The following is a 12,865-nucleotide window of genomic DNA, read 5'->3' as shown; positions in this document are numbered from 1 at the left end:
CCTTAAAAAGTATAAATTACAGTGATAATTGTCAAAATACCTGTGATAAATACAAATGCATCTAAAGCTTTATTTTGGAATTTTTTCATTTTAGAAACAGTGTAAATTGCAATCATAGGCATTAAGAATAAGATTGCAGCAATAATTGGACCACCTAAGCTTTCAATAAAACCTAAAATGCTTGGATTTACATAAGCAGTAATTAACATAACAATATACATTACTAAAGTAGAATAAACTGCGATTTTTTTCAAATCAGGGTTTTCATTGCCTGCTAATTTGCAGCATTTTCTAACTATACCATAAGCACCTTCTCTAGCACCAAAATAATGACCAAAGAATGAACTAGAAATTGCTAAAAATGCGATTAATGGACCACCATAAGAAATAAATGGATTATCAAGCTTATTAGCAAAATAAGAAAGCACAGGTATGTTTTGCGCTCTTGCTTCAGCAAGTTCAGCTGGAGTTAAAGAAAGCACACAAGATACTACAAAAAACATAACAAAAGCAAGTAACATTACAGAGGTTCTAAGTAAAATTTGATTTGCTTTTTGTACCGAATTTTCAGGATATTCTCTTTTTACACTTAGAGAAAAAGTAGAAATAGCCGGTGAGTGATTAAACGAAAACACTAAAACTGGTAAAGTTAGCCACACTATAGTGATAAATTCTTTCGTACCAGGAATAGCACTAAAACTTTCAAATGACCATTGTGGAATAAGATATAAAGAAAATAAAAATAAAATAGCACATAAAGGATACACAAGCCATTCACATACTTTAGTGATTAATTCTTCACTAAAAAGCATAATAAGCATAAAAATACTTACCAAAACAAAAGCAAAAAGCGCTCTATAAAAAGGAAGTAAATTAGCTATAGTTTTTCCTTGTTCATTAACACTTGTTTGATACATAGCACTAATTGCACTTGCAAAAGAACCATTTGGATCTAAAAGTGGTAAGAATTGATTATAAATAAAACTCTCAAAAGTATTAGTTATACCTACACAATACGCTAAACAAATTGGGAAAATTGCAAAGAAATAAAGCACAGAAATAAAAATACTTACTTTTCTACCAAAATACTCTTCAGCCGCATGAGTAATGTCTTTATCATTACCATTTGCTTGGCATACAAAACGACTTAAGGCTCTATGGCTTAAATACACCATTGGAAAAATAATCAAAGCCATCACAACAACTGGCCAAAAACCACCAACACCTGCCTTAATAGGTAAAAATAAAATCCCCGCACCAACTGCAGTCCCAAAAAGAGAAAGCATCCAACGCGTATCAAAAGAATTCCACTTAAGATTATCCACATTTTCTCCTTGTAAAAAATAATAAAAATTTTCATATTACTATATATATAAAAAAATTAAAATTTCTTAAAATAGCTCAAACTTTAAAAAATTATATTAATTATTAATGAAAAATTATCAAAAATACACATATTAATGATTTTTTTTCATAAATTTACTTGGGTTTTTATGCTTTAAATTTGATATAATCAGCGATTTTGATTAAATTTTTAAGGGAAAACAATATGACAAATTACAAAAAAGCTGTTTTTGCTCTAGCACTTAGTTCTTTTTGTATGGGAGTAACTGAATTTGTCATGGCTGGAGTTTTAATAGATATACAAAATCATTTTAATATCGATGCAAAAAGCGCAGGGTGGCTTACGACTTTATATGCTATAGGGGTTGTGGTTGGTGCTTTATCATTCACTGTCTTTCTTAGTCCTTATAAAAGACATGTGCAATTACTTGTTAATATATTAATTTTTGCATGTGCAAATTTAGTAATATTTTTTAGTGATAGTTTTTATCTTAGCGCTTTTGCGAGATTTATAGCAGGAACACAGCATGGTGTGTTTTATATTATCGCTACTTTGGCTATTGTATCTATTGCACCCAAAGATAAAAAAAGCCAAGCAATCGCGATAATGGTTACAGGACTTACAGTTGCTTTAATAAGCGGGGTTCCTATAGGAACGTTTATTGGACATTATTTTGGATTTAAATACATCTTTTTGTTGATTTTCATTTTAAGCATGCTCGCACTTTGTGGAATTTATTTTTTAATGCCGAAAAATATAAACTCAAATTCTATTCAATTTAAAGATTTTATTCCTGCTTTTTCTAACGTCAATCTTTTAAAAACTTATACTATTTCTATATGTGGTTGTGGAGCACATTTTATACTCTATACTTATTTGCAAAAGTTATTGGTTGAAAAAAGTGGATTTGATGTTAGCATGAGTGGATATATTTTGCTTTTTTATGGAATTTGTGCGATTTTTGGAAATTTGTGGGGCGGAAAAATGGTGGATAAATATGGTGCTGTTTATTCTTTAAGAATTATACTTAGCATGCAAGTTTTGATTTATCTTAGCTTTTTATTTACTATGCACTCTCAAATTTTAGTCATTATCTCTTTGTCTTTAATAGGCTTTTTCTCTTTTTCAACCATATCAGCTTTTAAAGTCTTAAGTATAGCAAAAGCTAAAAGATATACATATAAAGCTCAAGAAAGCACCGTAAGTGTTAATGAAGCATCATTTAACATAGGTATTGCCCTTGCTTCATTTATTGGTGGTTTAGTTCTAACTTATTTTGGAATTGAATTTAATGCTTTATTTTCTGCGATTTTTGTTTTACCTGCTTTGTTATTTGCATTTTTATTTGCAAAGGATAAATTTTCTTCTATAAAAAGAAAGGCTTAGTCAAATAAGCTTTTCTCAAAACACTTTAGCATAAAGCTTTTGCGGTGCAAGGGCGAATAACCAAATGCTTTAATTTTTTCTATATGAGCTTTTGTACCATAACCTTTGTGTTTATCAAAATCATAATGATTATATAATTTAGAAAAATAACACATTTTTTGATCACGACTTACCTTGGCTAATATACTAGCTGCTGAAACTTCTTGTACCTTCATATCAGCTTTAATCATGGTTTTTATACCTAAAACCCCATAATTTAAATTTCCATCATATAAAATCTCATCTTGATTAAAGTGTTTTTTTATGATTTTTAAAGCTAGTTGCAAACACTGACTAAGCCCCAAAGTATCAATCTGCAAAGGCGAAAAAGCAAGGATTAAAAAATTTGAGCTAGAAAGAATTTGCTCATATAATTCTTCTCTTTTTTTTGCGCTTAATTTTTTAGAATCAGCCAAACCATCAATATTTTTTAAAAGCTTGCAAGCTCCTATGTGCATATCTCCAGCCAAAGCCCCGCGTCCAGCCTCATCTACTCCAACTAAAGCCATTATCTTTCCTTTATAATGCTATATTTTTCTACTAAATTTTCTAAAGAATAATTCATATTAGCAGGAGAGCTTGAAGGGAGTTCAAAAAATTCTTGCTCAGGATAAAATTTAGCAAAATATTTACTTGCAACTTTACCTAATACACAAATTTTTTCTATATTTGCCTTATCTAAAATCATATTTATATCATTTGCTTTAGCATAAGAAATAGTTTTATCATCTGAATTTTTTATCTTACAACTTGCTATAACATCCCAAAGTGCTATATGATTTGCTTTTAAAAAAGCTTTTTGAACTTGTACTGTTTTTAACTCACACTCAAATAATATTTCAAAAATACGCCAAAAACGATTTTTGCTATGTTGATAATAAAAATTTTCTTCTCTTGATTTAATAGATGGAAAAGAACCTAGTATTAAAACTTTTGAGTTTTCATCAAAAAAAGGTTTGAAAGGATGAGTTAGAATTTGCATATTAGACCTTGATAAAAATAAAATATTTTATCATTTTTATCAAGGTTTTTAAAATTATCCTAAAAATTCGCGTTTGAAGTATTCTTTTGGAGCTTTACACAAAGGACAGGCATTTGGTGCTTTTTTACCACGGTGTATATGCCCACAAACTTCACAAACCCATAATTCTTCTACTTCTGAGTTAAAGAAATCTTCTTCTTCAAGCATTTTTTTAAGCGCTAGATATTCTCTTTCATGTTCAATTTCTACTTTACCTATAGCTGTAAATAATCTTGCTATATTTCTTTTGCCCTCATCTTCTGCGATTTTTGCAAAATTTGGATACATAGTAGTATGCTCATAATTTTCACCCTCTGCTGCACAGATTAAATTTTTAGCAGTTTCTTCTAAAGCTTTACCATCTACTAATTCATGATAAGCTTTAAATTCAGCTCTTGCGTGCCATTTTTCATTTTCTGCAGCTTCTCTAAAATGTTTTGCAATAGCATGCCAACCTTCTTCTTGAGCAATATCTGCAAATAAATCGTATTTATTTCTTGCCATAGATTCTCCAGCAAAAGCTTTCATTAAATTTACAGCTGTTAAATCTTTAGTAATACACTCCATTTCTTGACCACAGCAACTAAGCTTTCCACCACCTACATTTTGTACTTCTACTTCATTGCCACATTTTTGGCATTTATAACTTTCATATTGTTTCATTTAATATCCTTGTGATTAATTAAGTAAGATTTTTATTGAAAAATCCACCCAAATGTTATTTTAGCATTTGGGTGTTAAAGGTTTTAGTATTTTAAGAAATATTCTTGGATTTTCTTAGGATCGCTTGTTTTAGTTAGAGCAAGCATTAATAATACTCTAGCTTTTTGAGGACTCATATCACCTGTATCAATGAAACCAAGTTTTGCATCAGTATCACTTACTGCAACTCTACCAGCTACTACGCGTGAGCTTACCGCTACATTAAGACCCTTTTTAAGCAACTCTTTTAACACATCTTTTTGATAATCATGAATACTACCAGCACCTGTTCCAGCTACAACTATACCTTTAGTTCCATTTTCAAACAAAGCTTTTGCTGCAACACCACTACCATCATTTGCATAACTATAAAGAATATCTACTTTTGGTAATTCTTTTAGCTTACTAACATCAAATGGAGATTTTTTGGTGTGTAATTTTGTATTAGTATTATAGAAAAATGCTTTTCCATCTACTATATAACCCATATCACCCATATCTGGTGAGCTAAATGCATTTACATTTAAACTATGAGTTTTCATAACGCCTCTAGCACTTTGAATTCTATCATTCATAGCCACCATTACGCCTTTATTTTTTGCTTGAGGATTTGCTGCTAATGCTACAGCGTTGTAAAGATTTTTAGGACCATCTGCACTAATTGCAGTTGATGGGCGCATTGCACCAACCAAAACAACAGGCTTGTCGCTTTTTACGGTTAAATTTAGGAAATATGCAGTTTCTTCCATAGTATCAGTACCATGAGTAATTACAACTCCATCTACATCAGATTTTAAAAGTCTATTAACTTCTTTAGCAAGTTTTAGCCAAATTTCATTTGTCATATCTTTGCTATCAATATTAGCAATTTGATCTCCGCTAATTACTGCTAAATCTTGAATTTGAGGCACTGCCTTAATCAAAGCATCAACCCCCAAAACTCCAGCTGTATAACCTGTAGTAGCTACTGAACTATCAATCGAACCAGCGATGGTTCCACCTGTAGCTAAAATCGCAACTTTTGGTTTTGCTTCCAAAATTCCTGCTCCTAAACTTAGTGCCATAGCTGCACACATTAACATTTTTTTCATGTTAGTCCTTTCATTAGAAATGATAAAGATTATAATGCAACTATGTTTAAATAAAAATAAATTATAAATATAAAAAATACTTTAGTAAATAACCATTAATTTAAAGCCATAAATTTGCAATTTTTTTTAGTTTTTCTACATCACTTGAAGCATAAAATTCAATATTAGCTTCTTCTTGGATTGATGTTAAGTTAAATTCTTGCTGTAATTGCAAAGCTATAGCCTCACCCGAATGAACAAGTTTTGTGTTTTTACCAAAATATTCTGACAAAGAATGAGCGATTAAGGGAAAATGTGTGCATGCTAAGATTAAAGCATTAGGATGAAATTTGAGCTTATTAAAATAATACTCAAAAGCAGCTTTTAAAAAATCTCCTTGAAAAATCCCTTCTTCAACCATAGGTACAAAAAGTCCCGTTGCTTTTTCTTCCACTTTTAAAAAGCCTTCTTTGATTAAAGCTTGTTTATAAGCGTGAGAATCCACGGTAGCTTGTGTTGCAATGACTAATATATTAGAGTTTTTATCTTCTAAAGAGTTTTTAACCGCTAAAACTCCTGCTTCTATAACTCCAAGAACCGGAAATGGTGCATTTGCTTTTAGAATTTCTAAAGCATGCGCACTAACTGTATTACACGCAATAATAAGCATATCGACTTTTTTTTCTTTGAAAAATTCTAAAGCTTCTAGGGAAAATTTAATGATAGTTTCTTTATCTTTAACCCCATAAGGCACTCTTGCAGTATCCCCATAGTAAATATATTCTTTAAAAAGTTTTGCTTGAAGTAAAGATTTTAAAACACTAAGCCCACCTACACCGCTATCAAAAACGCCTAGTCTCATCAAAATCCTTTAAAAAGGAAGAAAGTAGAAAATCTACTTTCTTATAAGCCTACTGCACTTAAAGTTTGGTATTTATTCATATAAATTTGAGCTTCGATTTTTCTCATTGTATCAAGTGCTACTTGAACTACAATCAAAACAGAAGTTCCACCAAAATAAAAAGGCACACCAAACAACTTCACAATAAGCCATGGTAATGTAGCTACAAGCCCTAAATAAATAGAACCTGACAAGGTAAGTCTTGACGCTACTTCATTAAGATAATTCGCAGTTCCTTCACCTGGTCTAATACCTGGTATGAAACCACCTTGTCTTTTAAGATTTTCAGCTATATCTTTTGCATTAAATACAATTGATGCATAAAAATACGCAAAGAAAATAACAAGTAAGAATGTTAAAATATGAAAGAAAAATCCATTTGGATTTAAAAAGTCATAAATTTTTAACACATATTCATTTGTACTTGTTTGTAAAATAGTACTTGGAAACATCAAAATCGCACTTGCAAAAATAGGAGGAATAACACCACTTAAGTTGATCTTAATAGGTATATAGTTCATAATACGTTTGTTTTGATTTTGCATGATTACTTTTCTTGAGTAAGAAATAGGAATTCTTCTTTCTCCAAGTTCTACTACTATAATAGCCCAAATAGTAAGTAAAATTACAACTAAAATGGCAATGATAGTCAAGAAATTCATCTCGCCTGTATTTACCAAATTTACTGTTCCACTAATTGCACCTGGAATTGTAGAAACAATACCACCAAAGATAATTAAAGAAATACCATTTCCTATACCGCGTTGAGTGATTTGCTCACCTATCCACATCAAAAGCATGGTACCTGCAAGCATAGAAACAGCAGAAAGTGCGATAAAAGTATTCATATCAATCATAATGGCTGATTGACCTGCTTTTCCATGAAGACTTTGTAAGCCTATAGAAACGCCTATACTTTGTATCAAAGTGATAGCTATAGTAGCATAACGGATAATTTGCATATATTTTTGCATACCATCACGTTCTTTTTTCATTTTTCCTATATTAGGAAAAGTTGCCGCTAAAAGCTCCATAATAATCGAAGCAGTAATATAAGGCATAATGCCTAGAGAGATGATGCTAAGTCTTTCAGCAGCACCTCCACTAAACATATTAAACAAGCCTAATGCATTAGATGCATTAGAATCAAAAAATTCCTTGATAACACTGACATTAACCCCCGGAACTGGAACATAAGCTAATATTCTATAAGCGAATAAAAAAGCTAATGTTATGAGAATTTTATTTGTCAATGTTTTATTCATTATTTTTGTCCGCTAAAAGTAATCTTCTCGTCTTTAATTTTACTAGCAAGATCTTTAGCGCTTGCTCCAATAAGCTTAACTTTATTTACATTTTTTGAAAGCTTATGAATGCTATTGATTGTTTCAAATGTAATTTCGCTAAGCTCTTTGATTGCTGTGATTTTTTCAACATTAATCACATAAGGTTTTTCAAATTTAGAAGTAAAGCCTACCTTTGGTAAACGTCTTTGAAGTGGTTGTTGACCCCCTTCAAAACCTCTTTTTTCATTATAACCTTTTCTAGCAGTTTGGCCTTTTCCACCTTTAGTAGAAGTTTTACCCATACCACTACCTTGACCACGGCCTATTCTTTTGGTTTTATGTGTTGAACCTGGTGCTTTTGTTAAATTCATTGATTATCCTTTAAGCATTGTAAGTGCTTTGATAGTAGCACGCACAACATTTGCTGAATTATTTGAACCTAAAGACTTAGTTAAAATGTCTTTAATACCTGCAAGTTCCACGATAGGACGTGTTGAACCACCTGCGATAACCCCTGTACCTTCGCTTGCTGGTTTAAGTAAAATTCTACTTGCGTTGTATTTTACTTCTACATCATGAGGGATAGTTGAACCTTTTGTTTTAACTTCAACAATGTTTTTAAAAGCATCATCAACTGCTTTTCTTATAGCATCTGGAACTTCTTTAGCTTTTCCATAGCCCACACCAACTAAACCTTTTCTATTTCCAACGATAACTAAAGCAGTAAATCTAAATCTTCTACCACCTTTAACAACCTTAGTAACCCTGCCGATATCGACGATTACTTCTTCAAATTCTTCTCTATTATATTTTTCCATCGATCTTCCTTTTGGGTTATAGTTTGATTCCGTTTTCTCTTAGTGCTTCAGCTAAAGCTGCAATCACACCATGGTATAAATAACCATTTCTATCAAACACTGCTTCTTCTATGTTTTTAGCTTTTAAAACTTTTGCAAATTCAGCTGCTATTTTTTTAGCGCCTTCTTTATTTGCTTTAACACCAATTTTTCTTCCATCTACTGCTGCTAAAGTTACTGCTTTAACATCATCGATAGCTTGGATATATAAAGTTCTGTTTGATTTGAAAACAGAAACTCTTGGAAGAGCTTGTGTTCCTGAAATTTTTGCTCTAATTCTTTTTTTTCTTTTAATTCTTAAAGATATTTTTCTTTTTAATACATTTGCTCTCATATTCTATCCTTACTTCTTAGATGTCTTACCAGCTTTGCGGATAATACGCTCATCTGAATATTTAACACCTTTTCCTTTGTAAGGCTCAGGTGGTCTAAATTCACGAATTTGAGCAGCAACTTGTCCTACCACTTGTTTATCACTACCTTTGATAATAACATTGTTTTTATCAACAGTAATTTCTATGCCTTCTGGAATAGCATAGTTGATAGGATGAGAAAAACCTAAAGCAAGTTCAAGAACTTTACCTTTTAACGCAGCTTTATAACCAACACCGTTGATTTCTAAAGTTTTGCTAAAACCATCAGTTAAACCGATGATGATGTTTTGAGCTAAAGCTCTATAAGTTCCCCAATAAGCTCTACTTTGTCTATCTTCACCTTTAGGAGAGAAAAGAATTTGTCCTTCTTTAATCTCAACATTAACATTTGCTTTTGTATCAAGCTCTTTTGCTAAATTTCCTTTTTTGAATTTTAGCAAGTTACCTTCTAATTTTACTTCTACTCCACTTGGAATAGCAACTGGTTGTTTACCTATACGAGACATTCATTTTTCCTTTTTACTTGTCTACGATATGACTACTTTATAAGAATGGATACCGAATACCATAAAAAGTAGAAACTCTTACCAAATAGTACATAAAACTTCGCCGCCAACGCCTGCTTTGTAAGCTTCGTCGTTAGCTAAAACACCTTTTGAAGTGCTTACTACGATAGTACCATAACCGTTTTTAAATCTTTTGATCTCATCTTTGCCTTTATAAACACGACGACCAGGTTTAGAAATACGCTTAACTTCGTTAATTACGCTTTTACCTTTTTCATCGTATTTTAAAACTACATTGATGAATTTCTTTTTATCCTCTTCAATAACATTAAAGCTTTCAATATAACCTTTAGCTTGGAAAATTCCAAGTAAAGCTTCGATAACTTTAGAATGCAAAAGTTGAGTAGTTTCTAATCTTCTCATCCCTGCATTTCTAATTCTTGTTAGTGAATCTGAAATTAAATCATTTATCATGGTTCTTTCCTCTTACCAACTTGCTTTTTTAAGACCAGGAATTAAACCTTCATTTGCCATTTTTCTTAAGCAAACTCTACAAATTCCAAAATCTCTATAAACTGAATGTGGTCTTCCACAAATTTGGCATCTAGTATACCCTCTAACGCTAAATTTAGGTTTGCGGGCAGCTTTTGCAATCATTGATTTTTTAGCCATATTACTTTCCTTTTGCAAATGGCACGCCAAATAATTCTAATAATTTTTGTGCCTCTTTATCTGATTTTGCTGTTGTAACGATAGAAATGTTCATACCATGAGTTCTTAAGATTTTATCATATTCAACTTCTGGGAACATTAACTGCTCATCTAAACCAAAGTTATAGTTTCCTCTTCCATCAAAACCATCTCTTGGAAGACCTCTAAAGTCTTTAACACGAGGAAGAGCTATAGTAATAAGCTTATCTAAGAAAGCATACATATTGTCTTTTCTTAATGTTACCATTACACCTACTGGGAAGCCTTCTCTCACTTTAAAACCAGCAACTGATTTTTTAGCTTTTGTGATAACTGCTTTTTGTCCAGCGATCAATGAAATAGTATCTGCAACATTTTGTAATACTTTTTGATCTTTTGCTAATTCCCCAGCACCTACGCTGATTACAACTTTTTCAATAAAAGGAATAAGCATAGGATTTTTGATATCAAATTCTTTTACTAAAGCAGGTTTGATATTTTGAGTATATTTTTCTTTTAATCTCATCATCTTATTCTCCTGCCTTTGCTACATTTGAAATATCCATTGGCATTTCTTTATTGATAAAACCGCCATTTGGATTTTTATCACTTGGCTTAACAGCTTTTTTAGCGATTTTGCAACCCTCAACAATTACTTTATTTGTTTTAGGAAATACTGCTAAAACTTTACCTGTTTTGCCTTTGTCATCGCCTGCGATAACTTTTACCATATCATTCTTTTTAATTTTTAATTTCATTACAACACCTCCGGTGCTAGTGAAACAATTTTCATAAAGCCACCATATCTTACTTCACGACCTACTGGTCCAAAAATACGCGTTCCGATAGGCTCTCTTTTAGCATCAAGAATAACTGCTGCATTTTCATCAAAACGAATTAAAGAACCATTATCTCTATGAATTTCTTTTTTAGTTCTAACGATAACTGCTTTTACTACTTGACCTTTTTTAACTTTACCATTTGGTAGAGCTTTTTTTACAGATGCAACGATTACATCACCAACAGTAGCGTATCTTCTTTTACTACCACCTAAAACCTTAATACACATTAATTCTTTTGCACCGCTATTATCAGCAACTGCAAGCCTAGTAAAACTTTGAATCATTACTCAACTCCTGCTGATACTATAGTTTTTAAGCGAAATGATTTTCTCTTAGAAAGTGGTCTACATTCAATAGCAACTACAGTATTTCCCACTTTAAGTTCATTTCTTTCATCATGAATTAAATATTTTTTAAAGCGTTTTACGATTTTTCTGTATTTTGGGTGAACCACTTTTCTTTCAACCAAAATTGTTGCTGTTTTATCTCCAGCAATTTGAACAACAACGCCTTGAATTTCTCTTTTAAATGCCATTTTCTATCCTTATTTTAAAGCGCTAATTGCAGTATTGATTCTAGCGATGTCTTTTTTAACTTCGCTAATCTCTTTAGGATTAGTTAGCTGCATTGTTTTTAGCTTTTGTCTTAAAGTAAATAAAAGCACCTTTTTTTCTTTTAGCATTGTTGCAAGCTCACCTGCTGTTTTATCTTTAATCTCAGTATATTTCATTTTGGCTCTCTCTTGTAACAAACTTAGTTTTAAATGGCAATTTGTGCATCGCTAAAGTTAAAGCTTGTCTTGCCATTTCTTCATTAACCCCTGCCATTTCATAAATGATACGACCTGGTTTAATGTTCATTACCCATTCCTCAACTGCACCTTTACCTTTACCCATACGAGTTTCTAAAGGTTTTTTAGTTAGAGGTTTATCTGGGAAAACTCTAATCCAAGTTTTACCTTGTCTTTTTACAAAACGAGTTAAAGCAATACGAGCTGCTTCGATTTGACGTGAATTGATACGGCCAGCTTCAGTTGCTTTTAGGGCAAAATCACCAAAAGTAAATTCAGTCCCTCTGTTGGCATAACCTCTGTTACGCCCTTTCATCATTTTACGATATTTTGTTCTTTTTGGCATTAACATGATTATTTACCTCTTCTTGCTCTTCTAGTTTTTTTAGCTGGAGCGTTTTCTTCGGTTTTTTCAGGTTGAACACCCTTTTGTAAAACTTCACCTTTGAAGATCCATACCTTAATACCTATGTTTCCATAAGTAGTATGTGCTTCTGCAAAACCATAATCAATTTTTGCTCTTAAAGTGTGAAGTGGAACACGACCTTCTAAGTACCATTCAGTTCTTGCCATTTCAGCACCACCTAAACGGCCTGAAACTGAAACTTTAATCCCTTTAGCACCTGCTTTTTGCGCTCCTTGAATTACTTTTTTCATTGCTCTTCTAAAAGCAATTCTTTTTTCAAGTTGAGTAGCAACACTTTCAGCTGCAAGCTGAGCTGAAGCACCTGCTTTTCTTTCTTCTTTGATATTGATATTAACTTCTTTTTTGATTAAATCTTGAAGTTCTTTTCTTAAAATATCAACATCACTACCTTTTTTACCAATAATAATCCCTGGTCTTGCAGCTACAACAGTTACTCTTAATTTTTTCGCTGTTCTTTCTACAAGAATTTGGCTAATTCCTGCATAATAAAGTTTTCTTTTTAAGAAAGTTCTGATTTTATAATCTTCACCAATATTTTCTGCTAAATTAGCTTTTGTAGGAAACCATCTTGATTCCCAATTTCTATTAATTCCTAGTCTTAAACCAATCGGATTTACTTTTTGTCCCAT

21 protein-coding genes are annotated in these 12,865 nt (G+C 31.8%); 1 reads left to right on the top strand and 20 read right to left on the bottom strand.

Annotated elements, in window-relative coordinates:
* Positions 1-2 precede the first annotated feature (2 nt).
* A complete protein-coding gene (locus L8V79_RS03010) occupies positions 3-1,286 on the bottom strand; it encodes an aromatic amino acid transport family protein (RefSeq protein WP_412175027.1) in 1,284 nt (427 codons plus the stop codon).
* Positions 1,287-1,549: 263 nt separating this feature from the next.
* Here L8V79_RS03010 and L8V79_RS03005 point away from each other — a divergent pair, with 263 nt between their 5' ends.
* A complete protein-coding gene (locus L8V79_RS03005; RefSeq protein WP_263689610.1) occupies positions 1,550-2,731 on the top strand; it encodes an MFS transporter in 1,182 nt (393 codons plus the stop codon).
* On the opposite strand, the gene L8V79_RS03000 is transcribed toward L8V79_RS03005, so the two are convergent.
* The 19 genes from L8V79_RS03000 to rpsC all read right to left on the bottom strand — a co-directional run bounded on the left by L8V79_RS03000 (position 2,728) and on the right by rpsC (position 12,865).
* On the bottom strand, positions 2,728-3,279 hold the full coding sequence (locus L8V79_RS03000; RefSeq protein WP_263679245.1) for a ribonuclease HII: 552 nt from the start codon (positions 3,277-3,279) through the stop codon (positions 2,728-2,730). The genes L8V79_RS03005 and L8V79_RS03000 overlap by 4 nt on opposite strands.
* A complete protein-coding gene (locus L8V79_RS02995; protein WP_263679246.1) occupies positions 3,279-3,752 on the bottom strand; it encodes a DNA-deoxyinosine glycosylase in 474 nt (157 codons plus the stop codon). Before L8V79_RS02995 ends, L8V79_RS03000 begins: the two co-directional genes overlap by 1 nt.
* Positions 3,753-3,806: 54 nt before the next feature.
* The gene (locus L8V79_RS02990) at positions 3,807-4,454 is read right to left on the bottom strand and encodes a ferritin family protein (RefSeq protein ID WP_012660833.1); all 648 of its coding nucleotides are present in this window, start codon (positions 4,452-4,454) and stop codon (positions 3,807-3,809) included.
* Positions 4,455-4,537: 83 nt separating this feature from the next.
* Entirely contained in the window at positions 4,538-5,569 is a 1,032-nt protein-coding gene (locus tag L8V79_RS02985; protein WP_263702458.1) for a type II asparaginase, read from the bottom strand.
* A 115-nt stretch (positions 5,570-5,684) separates the two neighbouring features.
* Positions 5,685-6,425, bottom strand: coding sequence for a glutamate racemase (murI, locus tag L8V79_RS02980; protein WP_263702422.1), 741 nt, complete (start codon positions 6,423-6,425; stop codon positions 5,685-5,687).
* 41 nt (positions 6,426-6,466) lie between these two features.
* The gene (secY, locus tag L8V79_RS02975; RefSeq protein ID WP_039667833.1) at positions 6,467-7,729 is read right to left on the bottom strand and encodes a preprotein translocase subunit SecY; all 1,263 of its coding nucleotides are present in this window, start codon (positions 7,727-7,729) and stop codon (positions 6,467-6,469) included.
* A complete protein-coding gene (gene rplO, locus L8V79_RS02970; protein WP_039617163.1) occupies positions 7,729-8,121 on the bottom strand; it encodes a 50S ribosomal protein L15 in 393 nt (130 codons plus the stop codon). Before rplO ends, secY begins: the two co-directional genes overlap by 1 nt.
* A gap of 3 nt (positions 8,122-8,124) precedes the next feature.
* On the bottom strand, positions 8,125-8,568 hold the full coding sequence (gene rpsE / locus L8V79_RS02965; protein WP_039617161.1) for a 30S ribosomal protein S5: 444 nt from the start codon (positions 8,566-8,568) through the stop codon (positions 8,125-8,127).
* Between the two features lie 16 nt (positions 8,569-8,584).
* Complete coding sequence (rplR, locus tag L8V79_RS02960) at positions 8,585-8,941, bottom strand: 50S ribosomal protein L18 (protein ID WP_039617157.1); 357 nt, start codon at positions 8,939-8,941, stop codon at positions 8,585-8,587.
* A gap of 9 nt (positions 8,942-8,950) precedes the next feature.
* Positions 8,951-9,487 (bottom strand): 50S ribosomal protein L6, encoded by a 537-nt coding sequence (gene rplF / locus L8V79_RS02955; RefSeq protein WP_039617154.1) that lies wholly within the window; start codon positions 9,485-9,487, stop codon positions 8,951-8,953.
* A 78-nt stretch (positions 9,488-9,565) separates the two neighbouring features.
* Entirely contained in the window at positions 9,566-9,961 is a 396-nt protein-coding gene (gene rpsH / locus L8V79_RS02950) for a 30S ribosomal protein S8 (RefSeq protein WP_039617152.1), read from the bottom strand.
* 12 nt (positions 9,962-9,973) lie between these two features.
* A complete protein-coding gene (locus L8V79_RS02945) occupies positions 9,974-10,159 on the bottom strand; it encodes a type Z 30S ribosomal protein S14 (RefSeq protein WP_012660824.1) in 186 nt (61 codons plus the stop codon).
* 1 nt (position 10,160) lies between these two features.
* Positions 10,161-10,706, bottom strand: a complete 546-nt coding sequence (rplE, locus tag L8V79_RS02940; RefSeq protein WP_012660823.1) for a 50S ribosomal protein L5 — start codon at positions 10,704-10,706, stop codon at positions 10,161-10,163.
* A 1-nt stretch (position 10,707) separates the two neighbouring features.
* Positions 10,708-10,935: a 50S ribosomal protein L24 gene (gene rplX, locus L8V79_RS02935; RefSeq protein WP_012660822.1), complete on the bottom strand. Its 228-nt coding sequence runs from the start codon at positions 10,933-10,935 to the stop codon at positions 10,708-10,710.
* On the bottom strand, positions 10,935-11,303 hold the full coding sequence (gene rplN / locus L8V79_RS02930; protein WP_012660821.1) for a 50S ribosomal protein L14: 369 nt from the start codon (positions 11,301-11,303) through the stop codon (positions 10,935-10,937). Before rplN ends, rplX begins: the two co-directional genes overlap by 1 nt.
* On the bottom strand, positions 11,303-11,554 hold the full coding sequence (gene rpsQ / locus L8V79_RS02925) for a 30S ribosomal protein S17 (protein WP_039617148.1): 252 nt from the start codon (positions 11,552-11,554) through the stop codon (positions 11,303-11,305). Before rpsQ ends, rplN begins: the two co-directional genes overlap by 1 nt.
* A 9-nt stretch (positions 11,555-11,563) precedes the next feature.
* Positions 11,564-11,749: a 50S ribosomal protein L29 gene (gene rpmC / locus L8V79_RS02920; protein WP_012660819.1), complete on the bottom strand. Its 186-nt coding sequence runs from the start codon at positions 11,747-11,749 to the stop codon at positions 11,564-11,566.
* Positions 11,736-12,161: a 50S ribosomal protein L16 gene (gene rplP / locus L8V79_RS02915; protein ID WP_012660818.1), complete on the bottom strand. Its 426-nt coding sequence runs from the start codon at positions 12,159-12,161 to the stop codon at positions 11,736-11,738. The genes rpmC and rplP overlap by 14 nt, the downstream gene beginning before the upstream one ends.
* Before the next feature lie 2 nt (positions 12,162-12,163).
* On the bottom strand, positions 12,164-12,865 hold the full coding sequence (gene rpsC / locus L8V79_RS02910) for a 30S ribosomal protein S3 (RefSeq protein WP_039617145.1): 702 nt from the start codon (positions 12,863-12,865) through the stop codon (positions 12,164-12,166).

Origin of the sequence: Campylobacter sp. IFREMER_LSEM_CL2194, assembly GCF_025771685.1 — a bacterium.
Taxonomy (GTDB): Bacteria; Campylobacterota; Campylobacteria; order Campylobacterales; family Campylobacteraceae; genus Campylobacter_D.
Note: the sequence above shows the minus strand (reverse complement) of the source record. Positions and strands in the feature narration are given on the sequence as shown.

What these genes read in the sequence shown, in the direction of transcription:
- L8V79_RS02990 (WP_012660833.1), bottom strand. Translation starts at nt 4,454, where the DNA reads ATGAAACAATATGAAAGTTATAAATGCCAAAAATGTGGCAATGAAGTA.
- L8V79_RS02995 (WP_263679246.1), bottom strand. Translation starts at nt 3,752, where the DNA reads ATGCAAATTCTAACTCATCCTTTCAAACCTTTTTTTGATGAAAACTCA.
- rpmC (WP_012660819.1), bottom strand. Translation starts at nt 11,749, where the DNA reads ATGAAATATACTGAGATTAAAGATAAAACAGCAGGTGAGCTTGCAACA.
- rplX (WP_012660822.1), bottom strand. Translation starts at nt 10,935, where the DNA reads ATGAAATTAAAAATTAAAAAGAATGATATGGTAAAAGTTATCGCAGGC.
- secY (WP_039667833.1), bottom strand. Translation starts at nt 7,729, where the DNA reads ATGAATAAAACATTGACAAATAAAATTCTCATAACATTAGCTTTTTTA.
- rpsC (WP_039617145.1), bottom strand. Translation starts at nt 12,865, where the DNA reads ATGGGACAAAAAGTAAATCCGATTGGTTTAAGACTAGGAATTAATAGA.
- L8V79_RS02985 (WP_263702458.1), bottom strand. Translation starts at nt 5,569, where the DNA reads ATGTGTGCAGCTATGGCACTAAGTTTAGGAGCAGGAATTTTGGAAGCA.
- L8V79_RS03005 (WP_263689610.1), top strand. Translation starts at nt 1,550, where the DNA reads ATGACAAATTACAAAAAAGCTGTTTTTGCTCTAGCACTTAGTTCTTTT.
- rplE (WP_012660823.1), bottom strand. Translation starts at nt 10,706, where the DNA reads ATGATGAGATTAAAAGAAAAATATACTCAAAATATCAAACCTGCTTTA.
- rplN (WP_012660821.1), bottom strand. Translation starts at nt 11,303, where the DNA reads ATGATTCAAAGTTTTACTAGGCTTGCAGTTGCTGATAATAGCGGTGCA.
- rplF (WP_039617154.1), bottom strand. Translation starts at nt 9,487, where the DNA reads ATGTCTCGTATAGGTAAACAACCAGTTGCTATTCCAAGTGGAGTAGAA.
- rplP (WP_012660818.1), bottom strand. Translation starts at nt 12,161, where the DNA reads ATGTTAATGCCAAAAAGAACAAAATATCGTAAAATGATGAAAGGGCGT.
- L8V79_RS02945 (WP_012660824.1), bottom strand. Translation starts at nt 10,159, where the DNA reads ATGGCTAAAAAATCAATGATTGCAAAAGCTGCCCGCAAACCTAAATTT.
- rplR (WP_039617157.1), bottom strand. Translation starts at nt 8,941, where the DNA reads ATGAGAGCAAATGTATTAAAAAGAAAAATATCTTTAAGAATTAAAAGA.
- rplO (WP_039617163.1), bottom strand. Translation starts at nt 8,121, where the DNA reads ATGAATTTAACAAAAGCACCAGGTTCAACACATAAAACCAAAAGAATA.
- rpsQ (WP_039617148.1), bottom strand. Translation starts at nt 11,554, where the DNA reads ATGGCATTTAAAAGAGAAATTCAAGGCGTTGTTGTTCAAATTGCTGGA.
- L8V79_RS03010 (WP_412175027.1), bottom strand. Translation starts at nt 1,286, where the DNA reads ATGCTTTCTCTTTTTGGGACTGCAGTTGGTGCGGGGATTTTATTTTTA.
- L8V79_RS03000 (WP_263679245.1), bottom strand. Translation starts at nt 3,279, where the DNA reads ATGGCTTTAGTTGGAGTAGATGAGGCTGGACGCGGGGCTTTGGCTGGA.
- murI (WP_263702422.1), bottom strand. Translation starts at nt 6,425, where the DNA reads ATGAGACTAGGCGTTTTTGATAGCGGTGTAGGTGGGCTTAGTGTTTTA.
- rpsE (WP_039617161.1), bottom strand. Translation starts at nt 8,568, where the DNA reads ATGGAAAAATATAATAGAGAAGAATTTGAAGAAGTAATCGTCGATATC.
- rpsH (WP_039617152.1), bottom strand. Translation starts at nt 9,961, where the DNA reads ATGATAAATGATTTAATTTCAGATTCACTAACAAGAATTAGAAATGCA.